The sequence below is a fragment of the Elusimicrobiota bacterium genome, assembly GCA_016706425.1.
In the GTDB taxonomy this organism is placed as follows: domain Bacteria; phylum Elusimicrobiota; class Elusimicrobia; order FEN-1173; family FEN-1173; genus JADJJR01.
The window spans coordinates 2,501,591-2,522,657 of the sequence record JADJJR010000001.1; the positions used below are offsets into that span (position 1 = coordinate 2,501,591).

Genomic DNA, 21,067 nt, shown 5'->3' on the forward strand with positions numbered 1-21,067 from the left:
CTCAGTGAACCTCCAAAAGGGAACTTTCTTTGGGCGCGGGGGTGCGCTCGGGATTCGTCGGGTCGAGCATCCATTCCCCGTCCACTTTAAATTTATAAGCGTACCGTCCGGGGTCGAGCGTGACGGCCGCCTCCCAAACCCCGTCGTCGCGGCGCGTCAGCGGGTATTGGGCGGCGTTGAAATCATTAAAACTTCCCCCCACAAATACAGTCTGGGCCGCCGGCGCCAACAACCGGAAGGAAATGGGACGCGGGCCCAGGGGGTTCGCCCGCAGGGACGCCGGGGCGGGCGCCGCGAGGGCCGGCCCGTCGAGAGCGTCGGGGGCGCGAAGGCGCGCCGGTCCGAGATCGCGGAGGGCGTTGAGGTCCGCCGCGTTGCGGTACAGGCGCGGGCCAACGACCCACAGGAACCCCAGACAAAGGACAACGAAGCCCACCGGCCGCGCGAAGGACGGCAACACCCAAGGCGGCGGCGCGGCGGCGGGGCTTTCGGATGAAATTTTATCGTCCAAGAGTCCTCCAAATCAAGTCGGGGCGGCCAAAGCCCCCCGGTTTGGTGACCAGCCACCGCGGGTCGGGCCCATCGGTTCGGCAGAGCGCGACCCCTTCGTCCACGGCCCCGGCCACCCGCCAGACGGGGGCTTTCCACATGCGGACCAGGCCGAAAGCGGTTTCCCCCCCGGCGACCCACCACCCTGTCCGACGGAGGCGGACCGGCGACCCGGCCCCCATGTGCCGCCGCACGCGTTCACGCAATCGAGCGGCCACCCGATCGGGGCGCGCGCGCGACCGGGGCGCCGCGAAAAGTGCCGGGGCCCCAGGGCCCGCCAAGCGGGTCAAACGCTTCGAAACATAATCGTATTGCGCCCGGCTCGCCGGGTGGGCCGAACCCGAAACCACCACCCACCGGGGCAAGGAGGGCCCTTTTAAACGCCGGCGGGGCCGTCCCCACAACCGGGCCAGGGCGCCGGCCAGGGCCGAAGCGCCCACCGCCCGGGAACCGCCCGCGCGGACCCAGGCGCGGGCCAGGGCGTTCAATTCCGACAGGGAACTTACGTCCGGAACGCAAAAAAGTTTCGGGTCCGGCGCCGGCCCCAACAACCGCGCCACCCGGGAAGAAGCCACCGGCGCGCGCGGATCCCGCCCCGCGGCGCTGGCCCGGAGGGGAACACCGTTCACATAATGGACCCCGCCCCGGGTCAACCGACCGAGGCGCGGGTGGGCCGGCACAACCGGCACCGGCGCTCCCGATCCGGTGGCATCCAAAAAAGCCTTCAACTCGGGACCGACCGGCCCCCGCAGGGTGGAATCTATTTTCTTGTAAAAAAACGTCGCGCCCCAGGCTTTCAATACCCCCACCGCCGACCGGACCCGGCGGGCCGCGGCCGCGGGCGGAAGGTGCCGCGATTCGGTGTCGATCACCCACACCCGGGCGTTCCGGGGCGGCCGGGGCCGGCTCCCCAGGGGCGCCCAGAGGGCGGTCGCGAAACCGGCGCGCCAAAACGCCAAACCCACGTCCCCGGCGCCGGTCCAGTCGTCCGCCAGGACCCCGATTTTTTTAGGCGGCTTGATAATCGTCCAAAAAAGGCCGCAGCCGGAACTTGGCCCCGGCCTTTTCCGCCTCGGCCTTGACCCCCGCGGCGTCCAGCCCCGGCATTTCCACGGCGCTCACCGTGGTGTCGGGCACGTTCTTCGCGCATTCCCGAATGAATTCTTTCACGCTCTCCAGGGCCCGGTCCCGGAATTCGGGCCGGGGGCGCATGATTTCAACATATTTGGCGGGGTCAACGGTGTTAAGGCTAATGGAAACGGCGTCCAAAAACGTCAATTCGGGGGCGATGTCGCGCCCGTTGATGAGGTTGCCCAGCCCCACGGTGTTGAGCCGGATCCGGCGGGCGCCCCGCGCCCGAAAAGCGGTGGCGAGCTCCTTCATTTCTTTCAAGCGGTAAGTCGACTCCCCGTAACCGCAAAAAACGACTTCGCGGTACCCCGAGAGGTCCGAAGGCGCGGACGCCAGGATATCGGCCACGGAGGGATCGGCGGGCAATTTCAAATCGTGGCCGTGGTATTTGTAGTCCCAGGAAAATTTAATGCAAAAGGCGCAGGCCGTGGGGCAACGGCTCGTGAGGTTGACGTAGAAGCCGCCGTCGTATTCATACGTGAGGGACACCGCGGTGGAGGTCGTCATGGGTGGAAAATCCCTTGCCTTCGTGTCACTCGTTTAGTATAACATTTCCGAGCCCCCAGAAAGGGTTCGCCCCCGCACCCGGTCGCCGCCCCGTTTTTATGCCGAGGTGGACCGGCGGGGGTCTTTTTTACCTGTTTTCTTGACATAAATCTCGAAACAAACTAGGATTTGCGATTATGGACGAACTAAAAACCTACGCCATCATCCGGACCGGTGGCAAACAATACCGGGTCGTGCCCGGCCAAAAAATTAAAGTGGAAAAAATCGAGGCCGAAGCCGGCGCCGACATCACGTTCTCGGACGTTTTGTTCCTCAAGAACGGCGAAGCCGTCCAGATGGGAAAACCCCTCGTGACGGGCGCCTCGGTCACCGGCAAGGTGCTCAAGCAGGGCCGGACGAAAAAGATTTTGGTTTTTCACAAGCGCCGCAAGAAGGGCTACAAAAAGCTCCAGGGCCATCGGCAAGACATGACCGAAGTCCTGATTCAAAACGTGAGCGCCGGAGCGTAACATGGCATCGGTCAAATCCCAAGGATCCACATCCAACGGCCGCGATTCCAACGGCCAGCGCCTGGGCGTCAAAGCCTTCGGCGGCGAGCGCGTCACCGCGGGCTCCGTGTTGGTGCGCCAGCGCGGCACGCACATCGCGCCGGGCCACAACACCGACATCGGCAAGGACGACACGATTTTCGCGAAAATCACCGGCGTGGTGAAATTTGAATTCCGCCGCGGCACCCTCGGGCGCGCCGGCGGACGGCGTCGCGTCTCCGTCTATCCCGTCGCGGCGTAAGCCCGTCTTTTTTTCCCCGGCCCAGGACCGACCGTCCTGGGCTGTTTTTTTTACATAATAGGACACCACCATGTTCATCGATCGAGCCAAAATCCGGGCGACAGCGGGGAAAGGGGGCGACGGCTGCCTGTCTTTCCGTCGGGAGAAGTACGTCGAAATGGGCGGCCCCGACGGCGGCAACGGGGGGAAGGGCGGCGACGTCTGGATCGTGGCCGACCCCCAGAAAAACACCCTTTACGACTTCACCTACCGGCCGGAGTTCCGCGCGGAGCCGGGCGTGAGCGGCCGGGGCCGCGACCAGACGGGCGCCATGGGCGAGGATTTGTTGATCGGCGTGCCGCCCGGCACGTTGGTTCGGCGCGACGACCGGCTGTTGGCGGACCTGGCGGCCCCCGGCGACAAAGTGCTGGCCGCCCGGGGGGGGCGCGGCGGCCGCGGCAACGCGAGTTTTAAAACCGCCATCAACACCGCTCCCCGCATCTCCGAAAAGGGCGAGCCGGGAGAGACCTTTGAGATCCACCTTGAGCTGAAGCTCCTGGCCGACGTCGGCCTGTTGGGCTTTCCCAACGCGGGAAAAAGCACCTTTCTTTCCGTCGTCACGCAGGCCCGGCCCAAGATCGCCGATTACCCCTTCACCACCCTGACGCCCAACCTGGGCGTGGCGAACGTGGGCGGCAAAACCTTCGTCATCGCTGACATCCCGGGGATCATCGAAGGGGCCCACGAAGGCAAAGGCCTGGGTGACGAGTTCCTTCGCCACGTGGAGCGCACGCGGGTCCTGATCCATCTGGTGGACGTCTTCGGGTTCGACAACAACACGGCGTTGAAAAATTTCCGCGCCCTCAACCGGGAACTGGCCGCCCGATCGAAGGAACTGGCGAAGAAACCCCAGATCGTGGCGGCGACCAAAATGGACCTCACGGGGTCCGACAAGGCCCTGGCGGCGCTTCGCAAAGGTCTAAAAAAGGAAAAAATTTATCCCCTCTCTTCCGCCACGGGAAAGGGCGTCAAAGAACTGATGGTCGCCGTCGCCAAAGCCCTGACCAAGGCGCCCGTGGTCGCGCCGGCCCAGCCGGAAAGGCCCCTGGACCTGATCATCGCCCCGGATTTCCACGTCGAAGCGGTGAGGCCCGGCCGGTTCCGCCTGGGCGGTCGGAAGGTGGACCGCCTGGTGGCCATCACTCACTTCGAGCAGGACGAAAGCGTCTCCCGCCTGCAAAACATTCTCAAGAAAATGGGGGTCGAGGAAAATTTGCTAAAACAAGGCGCGATGACCGGGGACAAGGTGGAACTGGGGGAACGGGAGTTCACTTTCCGGCCCGACGACAAAAAACGCAAATGAAACCCATCGTGGTCAAAGTCGGCACCGCGGTCATCAGCCGCCCCGAGGGCGGGCTGAACGCATCGCGCATCCGGGCCCTGGCCGACGAACTGGGCGGTCTGGCCAAAAAAGGCCTGCGGCCCATCCTCGTGACCTCCGGCGCCATCGGCGCGGGCATGGACGCCTTCGGCTGGAAAACCCGCCCCACCGTTTTAAAGGACAAACAGGCCGCCGCCGCCGTCGGCCAGCCCGTTTTGATGGAAGCCTACAAGGCGGCCTTCGCTCCCCTCGGCGTGGCCGTGGCCCAGGTCCTCCTCACCCGCGCCGACCTGGACGACCGCGAGCGCTACCTCAACATCCGCAACACCCTCGGGGCCCTCTTGGAGCGCGGCGTGGTCCCGATCATCAACGAAAACGACACCGTGGCCACCCAAGAAATCAAATTCGGGGACAACGACACCCTTTCGGCCCTGGTGGCCGCGCGCATGGACGCGGCGCGGCTTTTCATTTTGACCGACGTGGACGGCCTGCTGACCAGCACGGGCGCCGACGGGCAACTCCTGCCCGAGATCTTTCAAATCACCCCCGACATTGAAGCGCTCGTGCAGGCGGGCACGGGCTCCGCGAAAAGCGTGGGCGGCATGGCGTCGAAACTGTCGGCGGCGCGCCTCGCCATGGCCTCGGGCGTCGAAGTCTGGATCGCCTCCGGGCGACGGCCCGGCATGGTCCGGGACATTTTGGAGGGGAAGGGTGTGGGAACGCGCTTTGTGGCCAGCCCCGAAGCCCTGTCGGCGCGCAAGCGCTGGATCGCCTTCGGCCGCAAACTGCGGGGCGCCTTCCACCTGGACGAAGGCGCGGCCCGGGCCGTCACCGAGGGCAAGCGCAGCCTCCTTCCCTCGGGCGTGGTGCGCGTTGAGGGGGCCTTCGACCCCGGCGACACGGTCCGCCTGGTGGCGCCCGATGGGCGCGAGATCGCCCGGGGCCTGACGGCCTTCGGCGCGGCCGACGTCCGCAAAATCAAAGGACATCGCTCCCAGGAAATCGAAAACCTATTGAACCGCGCCGCCCCCGCCGAACTCATCCACCGCAACAATCTGGTCGTTTTGTAATCGCCTCGTCCTGGAAATCCCCCCGATTCCCCGTTAGACTTGGAAGGGCCCCGCCGTTGGCGCCCAATTCCTTTCCAAGGAGAACCCATGCAATATTCCCGTTTCGTAACGTACACATTGACCCTGTGTCTTTTACCTTTGTCGTTGATGGCCGGGCCCGGTCGGGGGGAAGGCATGAAAGAATTCCGCGAGGGCCAACGGGCCAAGCGACAGGCCCATGTGGAGAAGCAACAAGAGGAAAACAAGGCTTTCCGGGAATCCCTCAAAGACATGACGCCCGAGCAGCGGGAAGCGGCCATGAAGGCCCATCGGGACCAGCAAATGTCCGAAAACAAGGAATTCCACGAAATGATGAAAGCGGAGAACAGGGCAAAACTGGAGGAACGGCTGGCGGCCAACCCCAACCTGACCGAAGAACAGAAGAACGAGATTCGGGCCAAGTTCGAAGCCAAGCAAAAGGAACGGGAAGAGGCTTTTAAGGCGCGTCGGGAACAAAAAAGGTCCGAGCGCAAAAAATAGGACGGCTCAATAAAAACGGGGGGGCGGCGACGCCGCTCCCCCGTTTCTATTATTTAAGGGTTTAGAAGTGGTACCCCACGAACACCGCCAGACTCGACCCCCCCGCGTCCACATCAAAAGACCCGATCGCCGGATCCGCGAGCGTCACCTCGGCGCTGCTGTACTTAACGTGCCCGCCGAGATTAATGTGTTCGGCGAGGGTCCAGTATATCCCCGCGGACAACCAGAACCCGATCCCCGTGTCCGAAACAGACAAGCTGCCGCCGGGACCGGAACCTTCGATTTTGCCCCGGATTTGGGAAAGTCCGCCGCCCACAAAAGGGCGGAGATTGCCGACTTTGTCCGCGATGTATTTGATCCCAAGATCCAACTCGTCGGTGGATCCTTCCATATCGGCTCCGAACAGAATGTCGTTGTCCGAGGTCGTTTGGTAGCCGGCCGCGATGGCGATGGGCCAGGAGGACATCTTGAAGTCGGCCATGACGCCGAACCCCGTTTGGGTGTCCAGGGGCGTCCAATCGTCCTCGTCCAGCATTTTTTGCGTCAGAAGAAGGTTCACGTTCCCCGTGGGGCGGTCTCCTTCCGCCCGCGCCCCCGCGACGCCCAGCAGGAAAACCAACACACCCAGAATCATTCTAGTTTGTGTCATATATTCCTCACTTAACAGCGTCTATAAAATACATAAAGACTATACAAAAACCACTGTCGTCCGTCAAAAAGGGCCCGGTCCAAGCCGTCCAATAGGGGGAGGGACGCCGCCCAGCGGGGCCACGTCCAAGCGATGTTGATGCTGAGCGTCAGTTGCACTTTAGGCGTCGGCACGCCGAAGGATCCGGCCCAAGCCAAGATTTGGCTAAAAAAAGCCGCGGACCAAGCAAGCCAGGCCCTTAACCCTCATCCCCCTGTTGGGCGCGAGGACGAGACAAAAAAGGCGGGCGTTTTTACGAACAAAAAAAAAGTGCAGGTCGTAGCAGGGACTACGGACCAACTTTTTTGTGAAGAAAAAATGGTCGAATTTTTTGTCGAATCCCGCGATTCAACTGGGGAATTGGGGTTAAGTGGATTGCCCAATGGGCCTCAAAAACTTTCCTGCCCACCGCGGTTTCGGGAAAAAATCCATGTCAATACAGCGGCCTCCGTCCGTGGAGATGTGCGGGCAGGAAAATGTGGGGGACATGATTGTTTGTTTGACTGCCAGGCGAGCTTGCAACCGGCGGGAGCGAAAGTCAATAAACACACTCCGCACCCCTCTTGCCCGGGCCTGTCGGGCTATGGTCACACGGCATCAAAAGACCAGCCCCGTTCAGCCGAGTTGAATAGTTGTCTCGGTCCCTATCCTTATATCCTTACCCCAGACCAAAAAAAGCTAAAATTCATCGCGTTAAGCGGGACCTGCGGTGGCACCCGGATCCCTTCGTCGGCGAAGGTCGGCCGCGGGGTGCGGCTTGATACCATCACGCTTTTGAGCCCCGGCACCCTCCATCGAGACGCGGAGGTGGATGTCGCTGAGGCATTTGGCGCGCAGACCCTCGAGCATGAAGGGGCGGGTGCGCCTGGCGAGAATTCCGCGAGGCCGGTCGCGGGCCTTCGAACGAGGCCGATCCCCCATCATGAGCCCATTGGACTACGAGCGCTTTGCCGACATCTACGCCGTCTGGACCGCCACCGCCGCGTCCGCGCTGGCCAACCGGGTGTTCTACGTCGACGCCTACCTCGCCTCCACGGGCCCGGTGGTGGAACTGGGCATCGGCGATGGCCGCATCGCGGTGGCCGCTGCCGCCCGCGGTTGTGACCTCACCGGCGTCGACCTTTCACCGGCGATGTTGCGCCTCTGTCGCGAGCGTGCCGCCGCGGCCGGCGTGGAGAAGCGACTGACCCTCATCGAAGCCGACTTCCGCTCGTTTCAGCTGGGCAAACCGGCGGCGTTGATCACGTTGCCCTACCACAGCCTCGGCCACCTCACCACGCTCGAGGCCAAGCGCGACGCCCTGCGGCACATCCACAGCCAGCTCGCCCCGGGCGGGCGTTTCATCTTTGACGACTTCTTCATGACCCCCGCGCGACTCGACCACATGCGCCGGGTCCAGCTACGTGCCGAGTACCCGGCTCCCGATGGCCGGCCCTCCCTTCTGTGGGTCACCTCCCTGGTTGACGAAGCCGCGCAAACCATGCGCGTGGTGACCTGGGAAGACCTCCTCGACGCTCAGGGAGTGCTGACGCGTCGCACTTACCGGACGCTCTCCCTCAGCTGGCTCACGGTCGAGCAAGCGGACGCGTTACTGGCCGACACCGGCTTCACGGTCGATGCTTGCTACGGCGACTTCGAGCGCACGCCGTTCGATAGGCTCACCGCCCAGGAGCAGATCTGGTCGGCACGGAAGGACACCCGCGCATGATGGGCACGACCGGCCTCAAAGACCTCCGCGTCGACTGCATCGTCGGCATCTACCCGCACGAACGGGCCGTCCCCCAGACGGTGTTGCTCGACATCGAAATCGACTACGACTTCGCGGCGCCCGCGGCCTCCGACGCCATCGCCGATGCGGTGGATTACGACGATGTGGCGGCCAGTGTCACCGCGCTGTTGCGGGAGCGCGGCTTTCAGCTGATTGAAACGATGGCCGAGCACGCGGCGGCCATGTTGCTGGCGCGGGTCCCGTTGGCCCGGACCGTTCGGATTGAGGTCCGCAAGCCGGCCGCGGTACCGGCGGCGGCCTGTTCGTTCGTGCGCGTGGAGCGGCGACGATGAGCGCGACGACCCGGGTGGCCGTGGTCACCGGCGGAGCCCGGCGGCTCGGCCGCCATCTGTCGATGTCGCTCGCCGCCCGCGGCTACGCCCTGGTCATCCTCTACCGGTCATCGGTTGACGAGGCGCAGGCGCTGACATCGGAGATTTGCGCCGGCGGCGGCCGGGCGCGCGCGCTGTCGGTAAACGTCGCGGCCAAGGCCGAGGTGGCGGCGGCCTTCGCGAACATCGCCACCGTCGAGGGCCGGGTCGATCTGCTCGTCAACAACATCGGCAACTACAACCCCCAGGATGTCACCCGCCTCGATCCCGATGTCTGGGACGAGACGATTGGCGCCAACCTCTCCGGCGCCTACTATTGTTGCCACCACGCTCTGGCGGTGATGCCGGACGGCGGCAACATCATCAACATCGGGATGGCCGGCCTCGAAGGGATCCGCGCCAACCCCCGCGGGGCCGACTACTACGTCAGCAAGACCGGCCTGCTCGTGCTCACCCGCGCGCTGGCGGTCGGTTACGCCGCGCGCCAGATTCGCGTCAACATGGTGTCGCCCGGTCAACTCGAAAACTCTGTCGACCTGCCCACGCCGGAGGAGATGCCGCGCTGGGTGCCGCTCCGCCGTTCCGGCACGCTGGCCGACATCTCGCAAGCGGTGAGCTACCTGCTCGACGCCGGCTACGTGACCGGCGTCAACCTCGACGTGGCGGGCGGCTACAGGCTCTGATGCCGCCGGCGTCCGCTTTGGTACCGCTCTGGGACCGGGCGGCGGAATGGTCGCGCCGCCTCAACATGGTCGAGACCGCCCGGTCGTTTCTCACCCTCACCACTTTCTACATCGAGCACGACAGCTACGGCAGGCCCCTCCTGGCCGCCCTGCTCGCGGCCCAGCGTCGTGGGGTGCGCGTGCAACTGCTGGTCGACGCTTTTGGCCAGCGGCTTGGCGGTGTCCTGATGACCACCGCACAGCGAGCGGCGTTGGCGGCCGACCTCATGGCGCTCCAGTCGGCCGGCGGGCAGGTGCGGCGCTACGTACCCGAACGCTGGGCGCAACGCGCGTTGGGGGGCGGTCAGCATGTCAAAATTCAGGTGTCGGAAGCCGGCGAAGCCATCTTCGGCAGCGGCAACCTGACCAAGTCGTCGTTCGAAGGCTGGAACGAGTACGCGGTGGCCGTGCGCGGCCCCATCGTTACGGCGCTGATCGACAGCCTCGGCGCGATCGGCGGGGAAATCGATGCCGCGGACCGTGCGGCGCTCGACGCGCAGGCGCGGGCCGAGGGCGGTGATCTGCCCCTCGACTACTGGCTGTGCAACCCCAACCGCCTGCAGGGACTCGGGGGGCCGATCGGCTGGAAGGGCCGCAACGAGGTGACCGAGCGGATGATCGAGGCGGTCGACTCCGCCCGCCACACCCTGGTCATCACCAGCTTCTACTTCAAGCCGGTGAAGGCGCTCTTGGACGCCGTGCTCCGAGCGGCGCACCGCGGGGTTCGGGTCGAGGTGTTCCATTCGCATCGCGATGCGCTGCCGACCACCGACCTGGCCTGGATTGCCGCCGCCGCCAGCTACGGGCCGCTGCTCGCCGCGGGCGTTCGGATCTACGAGAATCGACGTGGTGAGCACTCGAAGATCGTCCTTGTGGACGACGCCTGGGCCGCGTTCGGCAGCTACAACTTCGAGGACGCGGCCCACGACCGGCTGGCCGAAGCGATGCTGGCCAGCCGCGACGCCCGCGCGGTCGATCCGATTCTGGCGATTGTCGAGGGGCTGCGGCGCGACCCCGGCACGAGCGAGGTGACTCGCGATCTCGCCCGCCAATGGCCCGCGCGGGTGCGGACGCGGGTCGCCCGGTACGGCCGTTTTAAGTGGTGGATGTGATGCGCTTCACGGAGATCGAGCACAAGTTCGTGGTCGGCCCGGCATTCGATCTAACGGGTTTCCGTGCCTCGTTGGACGCCATCGGACCAGCGCGACACACCGCGCTGAGGGTCCGCGACCGCTACTTCATCACCGTTGACGGACGGGCCCGTCACTACGTGCTCCGGCACCGGTTCGATCCTGAGTTGCACCAGCTTACCATCAAGTCGCTGGCGAGCGATCCGGAGGTGCGCGATGAGATCAACCTCGACCTGGGGCACCACGCCGGCGCACAACAGGCCCCGGTCGATGCCTTCGTGGCGCGGATGGGGATTGACTGGCAGGGCGAGCTGTACAAGGACCTGAACGTCTGGCATTTCCCCGACTGTGAGGTCGTGCACTACGTGGCAACGACATCCGAGCGCTCCGTGTGCTGCGTCGAGTTCGAGGCCATCCAGCAGGCCAGCGTGACCGAGGCGCTGGCGGTGATCGGTCGCTACGAGCGCGCCACGGGCTTCCACCCGGCCGACCGCTCGCTTCGTCCGCTCCTCGACCTGATGTTTCCCGGCGTGCTACGCCCCACGTGGTAGTTCGGGACGTTCTCAATTGAGGCGGTCTCAAACTTTGGGGCTTCCGGGTTTAGCGTGGGTATAGATCGACCCCCCCGCTGTGCAAGCAAATTGCTGTATTGAAGTGCTGGATGTTCCGAAAACCCAGGCCCTCGGCTTGGTCGTCCGAATTCTGCTATTGAGGCTCTCGCGCAGGGGGTTGGTGACCCGGGGCTCGAAGTAGGTCGGGTTGTTGGCGATGTGCCGCCGGATCGTCCCCGCCGCCCCCAGGACCGGCTTTAGCCGGCTGTGCGTAGCCCAGAAATACCACCGCTTCCAAAACTTCCGCGTGGCCTCCGGATAGACATCGCTCCACAGGTCCCGCAACAGTTCCTTAATCGCCCCGGCTCGGCTCACCTTCAAGCCCCCTCGCTTCAACTCCGCGAACTCCAAGCGCGGGGACCGAGGGACGTTCTCCCGACGGTAGAGCCGGAGATACTTGCTCCCCTTAAGCGTCTCGTCGCCCGGCTCCAAAAGATTCCGGTGCTCCCGCTTGGGCACCGTGTCCACCGCCTTGCCCCTGTTGCCCCCAACGGGGAGTCGGTTGAACACGGTCTTCGCTTCAGCGCCGGGCTCCTTGGCCAGCGTGGCCTGGATAAAGGGTGCCCACATGTCCATGGCCACCGCCTCGATCTTTTCCCGCTCCTCGGGCGACAGACCGTCGTAATCGAATCCCTCACCCTCCCCTCGACACGCCCTCCCATCCATTGGGCCAACCAACACCTTCAGCGAACCCAAGAGGCTCTTTCTATCCGGGGGACTTTTTGCTCCGGCGTTTGTCTTCGTACAACCGCCGGTCCGCCGCCGCCGACACCGCCGCCCAGTCCCCTTCATCGGACATCGCGTACCCAAAACTCGCCCACACCCGCGGCGGCGCCGCCCCCGGCGTCTCCACCCGAATCGCCCCCACCGCCTCCCGCAGTTTCTCCATCACCTGCCGCGTCCCCTCCTCGCTCTCCCCCGTCAACACCACCGCAAACTCGTCCCCGCCGATCCGCGCCGCGATGTCGCTCACACGCAGCGTTTGCCGCATCGCCTGACCCACCGCCTTCAAAACCTGGTCTCCCACCCCGTGCCCCCGCGTGTCGTTGATGACCTTGAACTCGTTCATGTCCATCAAAATAAGCGAAAAACGAGCCCGTCGATCCACCAAATTCTTCGTCACCATCTCGTAATACCGGCGCTGATACACCTGCGTCATCTCATCCGTGATCGCCATCTCATACAGCCGCGCGTTGTGCAGCGCCAGCGAGCACTGCGTCGCCAGGTGCACCAGCAGTTCCCGCGATCGCTTCTCCCGCACGTCGCGCACCACCACACCCCCTTCCAACGTGTCCCCCACCCACAGAGGCACCATGTACACCGCCGTCCCGTCGTTCAGGATCTTCTCCGCCGCCTCCCGCACCTGGCACCCCGCCGACATGGCCTCGATCTCCTTGATCTGCGCCGGCGCAAAACCGCTTTGCAGCCGCACCGACGGCACCGCGCCTTCGCAAAACACCATCGCCGCCGCCGTCGCGTTGGTCAAGCTCCGGCTCCGCGACAGAAACGTCGCGTAGATCAACCGCCGGTCCAGCACCCCCATCAATTCCCGGCTCGCGTCGTACAACTGCCGCAACTCTTCTTGCGAGCGCGTTTGCCCCGCGAACAGACGCCCGTTCTCCAACGCCACCGACACCTGCGAGGCGAACGCCTCCAAAATCTTCAAATCGTGTTTAGAGAACAATCCCTTCAGCAACCGGTTGTCCAAGTAGAGGCCCCCCAACACACGGTCCTTCGATCTCAACGGGACCGCCATGAACGAATGCACTCCGGAGGAAAGGACGCTTTCCGACACGTTCAGCGCCTCGTCCAGTTGGGCGTCCTCGCTGAGGAGGCTCATCCCTTTTTTCAAAACTTCCACCAAGATCGCTCCCGGGACCGGACGCGCTTCGGACTTGGCGCCCTCCGTTTGCGACACCGCCTTTTGACGGTACCCCTCCGGCGTGTCTTCATTCAAATAGAGCATGGCGCGTTCCGCGCCGAAGATTCGCGCCGCGTCGTCCACCACGCGACGGAACAATTCCTCCAAGTTCAGAATCCCGCTCAACTGCACCGAAACTTCCACCAAGGTCTCCAGTCGTTCCGCCTCCACCAGGCGGCCATGAGCGGCTGAAGAGGATTCCGTCCCCGTGCGGGGCGCGGAGGTGGATTCGGTCGCCGGCGCGGTCACCAATTCCGGCACCAGCCGCCTGATCCGCTCCAGCTCCAGTTGGTTCCCTGTCCGTTCGTGGATTCGAGCCGCTTGCAAAAAGAGCCTATGGGCGCTTTCCCGCTTCTGCAACAATATAGCTTCGGCAAAATCGGAAAGGAGCAAGGCCATGTCGTTTTCGCTATAGAGCCCCGCGGCGAAACCGACGGCGTTTCTCCAAAGACTCTCGGCGGCCTTGAGTTTTCCCTCGTCGTAGAGAAAACGGGCCTTCATGTTCAAGATGCGGAAACGACCCAAGTCAATGAACATCTTCGTTTCCTTTCTTGCCTTCTTTTGAAAACTGATGGATTCTTTCTTCAGGCGTTGTTTTTCTTTGGGATCCTGAACAAGGCGGGACCGGGCGAACAAGACTTCAGCCACCCAGAGAAGCAATCCGATGTGATTTCCCCGCGCGATGGGATGTCGGGATCTCAGGTCCATCGCCTCGCGAAAATATTCCTCGGACTGTTCGAATTGACGGGCGGCGAAAGTGGCGCGGCCACAGGCGTACAAAAGTCCAAAGACCGCGGTGTGGTCGCCCGCGGCGCGGCAGAGGGGCAGCTGCGCCTGCGCTTGTTCGATCACACGCTCGGGGGGCACCCGACCCACCAATTCCGCACTCACGCGAATGGCCAGGGCCACCCCGGACCAGTTTTTGGAAGCCGCCGCCAACCGTCGCGCCCGTTCCGCGTAGGCCTCCGATTGATCCCAACTTTCGGTGATTGAAAAGAGCGAAGCGATCGTCAGATACAGGGTGGTCAATTCCCAGCGATCCCCCAACTCTTCAAACACAGGTTCCGCCAACTGCGCCTGCCGTATCCCTTCGCGGCATGCCCCACTCAGAAAATAGACATTGGCGAGATAACTTCGGGCCTGCGCCACGCCCCAACGGTCCCCCGCCTGCTCGCGGTGGGCCAGCCCTTTCAAAAGGTACGCGATGCCGCGCGAGGCCCGCCCGATCGAGGCCATCGCGGGACCGTGGTAACAGTACGCCGACGAGATTATTTCTGGGATCCCCGACCGTTCGGCAAAATTCATATGTCGTAAATGGGCCAACATGAGCCGCTTTTTATCCGTGAAATAGAACACCAGGGTCAATTCGGAATACAACCGTCCCAACACCTTGTCCGCGGCCTCATCCGCCGATTGCCCCCGCCGCGGGCGCATCGTGTGCCAGACTTGAACCACCAATTCCCGCAGAAGACCGACAACAAACCCGAACCGCGTCCGCGGCAGCGGCGCCCCCGCCAAGGCCAGCGCCTCCTCCAACACCACCCCCGCCCGCCGGTATTCCCCTTTGGAAAGGAGCGCCCGCCCTATCAGGGTTTTCACGCGGATCCGGTCCCCCGTTTCCACGCTCAGCGCCTCCGCTCGCGCGTAAGCCCGCAGCGCTTCCTCGTAGCGACCCAACATCCGCTCCGCTTCCCCCCGCCGCTCGCAAAGACGCCGCTCCATCGCGTCCCGCTCGCTCCCCGCGTTCATGATCTCCAACCCACGCTGCGTCGTCGCGAAAAAACCCAACGCCTCCCGCTGCGCGTACCGATCCAAACTGATCTCCCCCGCCCGCAAACAGTACGCCACGGACCGGTCCGTGTCCCCCGCCCGCGTGAAATGGTGGGCCAAATCAAACACACGACTTTCGGCCCTCTCCGATTCTTCCAGCGCCAAACCCACGCACCGATGTAGCTCCAACCGCAATTCCTCGCTCATCCGGACGTCGATCGCTTCACGAATCTTGTTGTGGCAAAAAACGTATTTCCCACCCCCCCCCAACGACTCCACCAACCGCGACTGACCCGCCAACTCCAACGCCCGCGCCACACGCCGGGCCGCCTCGTCCACCTCAATTCCCCACCGCCGCCCCGCCGCCCCTGTCAACACATCGAAATCAAAGGGATTCCCCAGCACCGCCGCCAGCCGAATCACCGCCCGCTCCTCATCCCCCAACAATTCCACACGCTCCGCGATCTTCCCCGTCACCCCACCTCCCTGCCCTTCGTCCAGCAGAGACCGGTCCGCCACCCGCCACCCTTCCTTCCCGCCCCCCTGCAACGCCCCCGACTCCACCAACGTCCGCAAAAACTCCACCGCGTACAACGGACTCCCCTTTGCCTGCGCCACCACCGCCCGCGAAACCTCCGGCACCGCGCCCCCCAACATGGAATCCACGATCGCCGTGATCTGCCCTTCCGTCAACGGCTCCAAAACCAGCCGACGGGTTTCCCCCACCGTCTCCACCGCCTCCAAAAACGTTTGCACCGAATCGCTCTCTTTCACCCCCTCCGTCCGGACGATGAACACCCCCAACACAGACCGGCTCTCCGCGCTCTCCATAAGCCGACGCAAGATCTGCAGACTCCCATCGTCCACCCATTGCACGTCGTCCACCACCAACACCAACGGCGACTCCCGTTCCCCCAGCGCCTGCAAAACATTCACGGCCACATTCAGAAAACGCTGTTGCCGCCGTTCCGGTGCCAAATCCGTCCTGTCCATCGGACCGTTCAAAATTCCCCTCAACTCCGGCACCAGACGCAACAGATCCTCCCCCCGGTCCCCCACCGCCGCCCGAACGCGCTCCGCCGCCGACGCCGAAATCGAGCCTGACGACACCCCACGAAATAGTTCCGCCACCACCCCGTGCGCCATCGCCTGCCCGTAATCCCGGCCACGCGCCCACAACACCGGCCCCTGCGTCCATCCCAGCGCCGCTTCCCCCATCAATCGGCTTTTCCCCACTCCCGATGACCCTGTCAACAAGACACACGCCCGCCCGCCGCCCCGCGCTTTGTCGTGCTGTTCCCGCAATACCTCCAGATCCGGCTGCCGACCCAAAAAACGCGGCACCCCCAGCCGTCCCCCCACATCCCCCAACCGCAGCGGGAAAGCCCCCCCCTCCCCACGGCGCAACCGATCTTCCAACACCTCCAAGTCCTTCACCAACTGCGCCGCGCTCGCGTAGCGTTCCGCCGGGTCCTTCTTCAACAACGCCAGCAAAATGCCCTTCAAGCCGTCCGGCGTCTCCAACGGCAATTCCGGAATCACCGCCGCGTGGCTGTGAATCAGCTCCCGCACCCCTTGCCCCGCAAAAGGATGCCGCCCGTTCAACACCTCCACCGCCAACAGGCCCAGCGAATACAAGTCGCTCCGCTCGTCCACCGCCTGCGGCAGTATCCCCAATTGCTCCGGCGACATGTATAGAAACGTCCCCACCGTCTGCGCGCCCCCCGTCCGTCCCTGCAGTCGGCTCAAACCAAAGTCCAACACTTTCACCCGCGGGCTCCCCTCCGCCATCGCCACCACCACGTTTGACGGCTTGATGTCCCGGTGGAGGATCCCCTTCCCGTGCGCGTGCGCCAACGCCTGCGCCACCTGCCGCAACACGTTCACAATGTCCGTGATCTTCAGAATCTCCCGGCCCACGATCAACTTGGACAGCGCCCGCCCCGTCGCCAACTCCATCACCAAATAGAGGACCCCCTCGTGCACCCCAAACCGACGCAATTGAACGATGTTCTCGTGGGACAACCGCGACAGCAGGTCCGCTTCGTGTTCGAATCGAACACGCGTCTCTATGTCCGCCTCGCTCCAGAGCCCTTTGGCAAACTTGATCGCGACTTGCTGGGTGGGATCGTCTTCGTGGAATGCCCGGTGGACAACGGAACTGCCCCCCTCGCCCAATTTATCCAGCAGGCGATAGGGACCGATCTTGTCCGGCAGGGGTCCGGCGGGCGCGTAAAGGGGTGTCATCAGGTGGTTTCCGTCAATAGGATAATCCCGGCCACCCCGGGATTCAAGGGTTTCCGGGGAAAGGGTTGTTGACCCAACAACACGGCCAATCCTGGACTTTTCGGAAGGGCCATAGGACCCCGTTGGATATAACCCAATTTATTTGATGAAAACATTCAACACGGGGTGGGGAGATCGGACCCACTTTATCAGGAAAAAGTGCGGGGTCCTGCGCCGGTTCCAGAAAACAAATGAAATTATTGGTTAAACAGGGATGGAAACAGCCGCGCTGGTTGATGCCGGAGCGTTGAAACGCGACATTGTCGACGGTTTCAACGTCCTGAAACAAAGAAGAGTCCAACTTCGGAATGAAGTTGGACTCTTTTAATGAGTTTGAATCGAAAAAAATAGTGGAGCTAAACCTCCGGGCCGCGACTGTCGCCCCCCGAAAACCCCCAACTCATCCGCTGGGAAAAACCTCGGCGCTTACCGCGCCGCCCATCGTCCGCCCCCTTGGTCGCTCGCCGGCCCTGCGGGCCGGCGGGGGGTGTGGTCGCGTGGGCCATCTTTTGTATTCCGGGCTTCCCTTTTATCCTTTGATGATGGGCCGCCCCTGAATGAGGCGAACGAGCACCAGCACCACGGCCACCACCAAGAGGACGTGGATAAACCCTCCCATCGTGTAAGAACTAACAAACCCAAGCACCCACAACACCATTAATACAACGGCAATGGTCCAAAGCATACGGTTCTCCTTTACGCGCTTTTTTACTTGGAATTATTTCCTTCCACCGGGTCTTGAACCAAGTGCTGGGAAGCGAACCAGACCTGAAGTTCATTGGTCCGAATAATATTGCTGACCAAAAGATCGTTCGTCCCTTCATCTCCGATCTCGTCAGCGTTCCGCGCCATGGCTCGCGTTTCTTCCAACACGATTTCATGGGCATGGAGGAGACGGGCCAATTGGGCCCGAACCCCCTCCCGGCCCCGCGGGGCGCGAGGAACAATGGTGGTTTCCGCCACATCCGCCGCCATCGCAATGCCGACTCCGCCCAGCGTCTGAATCCGTTCGGCCACCATATCCACCAAAACGCTTTGTTCCTGGAAATGCTTATCGAACAAAAGGTGGAGCAGGTTAAACGTGGGGCCGGACACCTGCCAATGATGTTTCTTGTAAAGATCCCGCAGGGTCATTGTGTCGGCCAAGAGTTGGTTCAGGTTGTCCACGCTGGCCGCGCACGCCTTTTCCGCAAGGGCGATGGGCAACTTAATAAGACGGCCGAACGCCTGTGTCTCCCGCGCGTTCAAACCCGTCCGAGGATGCGCGCGATCCATGACCGCGTCCGTTCCGTTCACTTTGTTCTTGTTCATCGTATCCTCCTTTAAACCGTTGAGGATTGGACCCCCGATCCCAGGAAGAGGTTACACTCGTTCGCTCACACTCATTAGCCGCTTTTTGCTGGGGCCGTGGGCCAGTGGCCCACCCTCGGCATTGGCGGCTCCTCGCCCCCACAGGCATTACTCAAACTGGGCGTCCGTTCAGCCCGGTCGAGATCGGGTTTTTCCTACCGGACACATTCGCGAGGCGTGTAACCCTGGGGGCCGTTCCGATGTCTTACGTGGCGAGGATCGGAAAATAAAACCCCAAGGAGATATTCTAATGCGTTCGACATGGATTAAACGTTCGGCGTGGCTGGTTCTTGTTTTAGGGATAGCGGGGATAGGGAGGACCGCAAGTCCCCAACCCGGAGAAGCCAGGGATTTCGGGGTGGGCGTGATCCTCGGTGATCCAACAGGTCTTTCCGCCAAATATTGGTTGACGCACAAACGCGCTGTGGACATGGCCCTTGCCTGGGACCTGTCGGGGAGTGACGACCGGTTGGAGATCCATGCGGACCATCTCTGGCATTTCGATTTGGATATTTCACGAATGCAAGGCCGTCTGCCGCTCTATGTCGGCTTGGGGGGTCGCGTTCTCACCGGTCATGACGCGCGGGTGGGCGTTCGGGTCCCATTGGGGATCTCTTATATGTTCCCTCGGATCCCGATTGAGTTGTTCGGCGAAATCACGCCTTTGCTGGATTTCACGCCGGATACGGACACCAGCGTCAACGGGGGGGCGGGCATTCGTTTCTACTTTAAAGGATAAAACAAGGGACCCCATGTTCTGGACAATCGCCGTGGATTGGATGGTCTTATGGGGGCTCGGGCTGGCAGTTTCTTAGATGATAGGAGGGCTTATCCATCGCTTGTGGCGGCGGCGATCATTCTCGTTTTCGTTCGGGTCCATCAGGGCCGACCTGTCTTAAAAGGGTCGTAATTCTAAAGAAAAGAGAGGTGTATCGTATGAAATCAACATGGTCAGCAATAGTTTTATCGGTTGTTATGATAAATCAGGGTGGGCTCAGAGCCGCTCCCCAGATTGCAAAACCGCTCTACCAAGTGACGGTGGTGCAAAGCGCGGCGAAAGCCATCAATTACCGGAACTTGGACGGGTCCGTTGAAATTGATTTCAAGGGCACCGTGCTTCTTCCGAGCGCGAATGGAATGGCGTCCGTTAAGAACAAGTCCGGGGTCACCAATATCAAGGCCGAATTCGAAAATGTGTCCGCGCCAAGCCAGTTCGGAGCCGAATACTTAACTTACATCTTCTGGGGCATCTCCCCGGATGGAAAAGCCACCAACCTGGGGGAGTTGATCATCAAAGACGGAAAAGCGGAAATCGAAACCAAAACCCCGCTCCAGACCTTGGCCCTGATTGTGACGGCGGAACCTTACTTCGCCGTATCCCAACCAAGCAATGTGGTTGTTTTGGAGAACGCGATCAAGCCGGGAAACAAAGACAAGATCGAATTAGTTGACGCTAAATTCGAGCTTCTACCACGCGGAGACTACACCAAGAACATCGCCGCCACGGATCAGCCGATTCAGGCCATGGACAAGAAAACACCCTTCAACGTGTATCAGGCCCGGAATGCGGTGCGGATTGCCAGAGCCGCCGGAGCGGAAACCTACGCGGCGGATGGGTATAAAAACGCGGAACGATTGCTCGCTCTGTCCGAAACCAAAGCAGGCGGAAAAAAAGGCCGCTCCATGACGGCTCGCGAAGCCGTGCAAAGCGCCGAAGACAGCCGATCTTTAAGCGTCAAACGTCAAGCCGACGAAACGGTGACCAGCGCCATTGAGGAGGCGGCCACAGCCACCGTAGGCCAAATGAAGGCGGAAGAGGCTCAGTACAAAGCCGAACGGGCGAAAGGGATGTCTGATACCGAACGTTCCGCGGCCCTCGCTCTCGCGAGCCAGGCCGTGGCGTCTTCCAACGAGGCTCAAGCGGACGCCAAGGTGGCCCGTGCATCCGCCGCCCAAGCGGAAAGCGAAAAAGCCGTCTTGCGGGCTCAACTGCTAAACCAGTTAAACGCCATTCTCCAAACGCGCGATACAGCGCGGGGACTGATTGTGAACATGTCCGACACGCTCTTCCAAACAGGAAGCTCGACGCTCGCCTCACCTGCGCGCGAGAAGTTGGCCAAAATGGCAGGAATTGTCGCCTCGCATCCAGGCCTCACCCTCCAAGTGGAAGGTCATACCGATAGCGTGGGGAGCGACGAATCCAATCAACGGTTATCGGAAAAAAGGGCTGAAGCCGTGAGAGAATATCTCGCGAATCAGGGCGTTCCCGGGAATTCCGTCACTTCCAAGGGGTTCGGAGAAACCATGCCTATCGCCTCGAACGACACCCCTCAAGGCCGTCAAAAAAACCGCCGGGTCGAAATGATCCTGAACGGTGCCCCCATCCAAACGGCGACCACAACAAAATAAAACGCTCCCGTTCAATGAAAGAGCCGTGTCCAGAGTTCAATGGGCACGGCTCTTTTTGTTGGGGAAGGGATAGAAGGCACTCCATTTTGTTTCGAAATAACGGGAAAACCCGGACAAATGTAACCTTTGTCCCGGTGGGCCGGTCTAAGCAACAA

The 21,067-nt window shown here is 62.4% G+C and carries 20 protein-coding genes; 12 read left to right on the forward strand and 8 right to left on the reverse strand.

Annotated elements, in window-relative coordinates; genetic code table 11:
• Position 1: 1 nt before the first annotated feature.
• Genes IPI56_10425 through IPI56_10435 form a run of 3 tightly spaced genes read right to left on the reverse strand, consistent with a single transcriptional unit; the run spans position 2 to position 2,187 of the window.
• Positions 2 to 511: a glycogen-binding domain-containing protein gene (locus tag IPI56_10425; GenBank protein MBK7546136.1), complete on the reverse strand. Its 510-nt coding sequence runs from the start codon at positions 509 to 511 to the stop codon at positions 2 to 4.
• The gene (locus IPI56_10430; protein MBK7546137.1) at positions 501 to 1,514 is read right to left on the reverse strand and encodes a hypothetical protein; all 1,014 of its coding nucleotides are present in this window, start codon (positions 1,512 to 1,514) and stop codon (positions 501 to 503) included. The genes IPI56_10425 and IPI56_10430 overlap by 11 nt, the downstream gene beginning before the upstream one ends.
• A 43-nt stretch (positions 1,515 to 1,557) precedes the next feature.
• Positions 1,558 to 2,187 (reverse strand): radical SAM protein, encoded by a 630-nt coding sequence (locus tag IPI56_10435; protein MBK7546138.1) that lies wholly within the window; start codon positions 2,185 to 2,187, stop codon positions 1,558 to 1,560.
• 176 nt (positions 2,188 to 2,363) lie between these two features.
• Between IPI56_10435 and rplU the strand changes: the two genes are divergently transcribed.
• From rplU to IPI56_10460, 5 genes are all read left to right on the forward strand, one after another.
• A complete protein-coding gene (rplU, locus tag IPI56_10440; protein MBK7546139.1) occupies positions 2,364 to 2,696 on the forward strand; it encodes a 50S ribosomal protein L21 in 333 nt (110 codons plus the stop codon).
• 1 nt (position 2,697) lies between these two features.
• Complete coding sequence (rpmA, locus tag IPI56_10445; protein ID MBK7546140.1) at positions 2,698 to 2,976, forward strand: 50S ribosomal protein L27; 279 nt, start codon at positions 2,698 to 2,700, stop codon at positions 2,974 to 2,976.
• Positions 2,977 to 3,046: 70 nt separating this feature from the next.
• Complete coding sequence (gene obgE, locus IPI56_10450) at positions 3,047 to 4,318, forward strand: GTPase ObgE (protein MBK7546141.1); 1,272 nt, start codon at positions 3,047 to 3,049, stop codon at positions 4,316 to 4,318.
• On the forward strand, positions 4,315 to 5,406 hold the full coding sequence (gene proB, locus IPI56_10455) for a glutamate 5-kinase (protein ID MBK7546142.1): 1,092 nt from the start codon (positions 4,315 to 4,317) through the stop codon (positions 5,404 to 5,406). The genes obgE and proB overlap by 4 nt, the downstream gene beginning before the upstream one ends.
• 174 nt (positions 5,407 to 5,580) lie before the next feature.
• Positions 5,581 to 5,925 (forward strand): hypothetical protein, encoded by a 345-nt coding sequence (locus IPI56_10460; protein MBK7546143.1) that lies wholly within the window; start codon positions 5,581 to 5,583, stop codon positions 5,923 to 5,925.
• A gap of 61 nt (positions 5,926 to 5,986) precedes the next feature.
• Here IPI56_10460 and IPI56_10465 read toward each other — a convergent pair whose 3' ends face one another.
• Positions 5,987 to 6,574: an outer membrane beta-barrel protein gene (locus IPI56_10465; protein MBK7546144.1), complete on the reverse strand. Its 588-nt coding sequence runs from the start codon at positions 6,572 to 6,574 to the stop codon at positions 5,987 to 5,989.
• A 961-nt stretch (positions 6,575 to 7,535) separates the two neighbouring features.
• On the opposite strand from IPI56_10465, the gene IPI56_10470 reads away from it, so the two are divergent.
• The 5 genes from IPI56_10470 to IPI56_10490 all read left to right on the forward strand — a co-directional run bounded on the left by IPI56_10470 (position 7,536) and on the right by IPI56_10490 (position 11,116).
• A complete protein-coding gene (locus IPI56_10470) occupies positions 7,536 to 8,321 on the forward strand; it encodes a class I SAM-dependent methyltransferase (protein MBK7546145.1) in 786 nt (261 codons plus the stop codon).
• Complete coding sequence (folB, locus tag IPI56_10475) at positions 8,318 to 8,674, forward strand: dihydroneopterin aldolase (protein ID MBK7546146.1); 357 nt, start codon at positions 8,318 to 8,320, stop codon at positions 8,672 to 8,674. Before IPI56_10470 ends, folB begins: the two co-directional genes overlap by 4 nt.
• Positions 8,671 to 9,396 (forward strand): SDR family oxidoreductase, encoded by a 726-nt coding sequence (locus tag IPI56_10480; GenBank protein ID MBK7546147.1) that lies wholly within the window; start codon positions 8,671 to 8,673, stop codon positions 9,394 to 9,396. The genes folB and IPI56_10480 overlap by 4 nt, the downstream gene beginning before the upstream one ends.
• Positions 9,397 to 9,461: 65 nt before the next feature.
• Positions 9,462 to 10,547, forward strand: coding sequence for a phosphatidylserine/phosphatidylglycerophosphate/cardiolipin synthase family protein (locus tag IPI56_10485; GenBank protein MBK7546148.1), 1,086 nt, complete (start codon positions 9,462 to 9,464; stop codon positions 10,545 to 10,547).
• Positions 10,547 to 11,116 (forward strand): CYTH domain-containing protein, encoded by a 570-nt coding sequence (locus tag IPI56_10490; protein MBK7546149.1) that lies wholly within the window; start codon positions 10,547 to 10,549, stop codon positions 11,114 to 11,116. Before IPI56_10485 ends, IPI56_10490 begins: the two co-directional genes overlap by 1 nt.
• Positions 11,117 to 11,143: 27 nt before the next feature.
• Here IPI56_10490 and IPI56_10495 read toward each other — a convergent pair whose 3' ends face one another.
• From IPI56_10495 to IPI56_10510, 4 genes are all read right to left on the reverse strand, one after another.
• Positions 11,144 to 11,752 (reverse strand): transposase, encoded by a 609-nt coding sequence (locus tag IPI56_10495; protein MBK7546150.1) that lies wholly within the window; start codon positions 11,750 to 11,752, stop codon positions 11,144 to 11,146.
• A gap of 130 nt (positions 11,753 to 11,882) precedes the next feature.
• A complete protein-coding gene (locus IPI56_10500; protein ID MBK7546151.1) occupies positions 11,883 to 17,114 on the reverse strand; it encodes a diguanylate cyclase in 5,232 nt (1,743 codons plus the stop codon).
• Between the two features lie 568 nt (positions 17,115 to 17,682).
• Positions 17,683 to 17,838 carry a lmo0937 family membrane protein gene (locus tag IPI56_10505; GenBank protein MBK7546152.1) on the reverse strand — a complete coding sequence of 52 codons (156 nt, stop codon included), beginning with the start codon at positions 17,836 to 17,838 and terminating at the stop codon, positions 17,683 to 17,685.
• A gap of 23 nt (positions 17,839 to 17,861) precedes the next feature.
• The gene (locus tag IPI56_10510) at positions 17,862 to 18,464 is read right to left on the reverse strand and encodes a DNA starvation/stationary phase protection protein (protein MBK7546153.1); all 603 of its coding nucleotides are present in this window, start codon (positions 18,462 to 18,464) and stop codon (positions 17,862 to 17,864) included.
• 403 nt (positions 18,465 to 18,867) lie between these two features.
• Between IPI56_10510 and IPI56_10515 the strand changes: the two genes are divergently transcribed.
• Positions 18,868 to 19,242, forward strand: a complete 375-nt coding sequence (locus tag IPI56_10515) for a hypothetical protein (protein ID MBK7546154.1) — start codon at positions 18,868 to 18,870, stop codon at positions 19,240 to 19,242.
• 197 nt (positions 19,243 to 19,439) lie between these two features.
• The gene (locus IPI56_10520) at positions 19,440 to 20,912 is read left to right on the forward strand and encodes an OmpA family protein (GenBank protein MBK7546155.1); all 1,473 of its coding nucleotides are present in this window, start codon (positions 19,440 to 19,442) and stop codon (positions 20,910 to 20,912) included.
• Positions 20,913 to 21,067 lie beyond the last annotated feature (155 nt).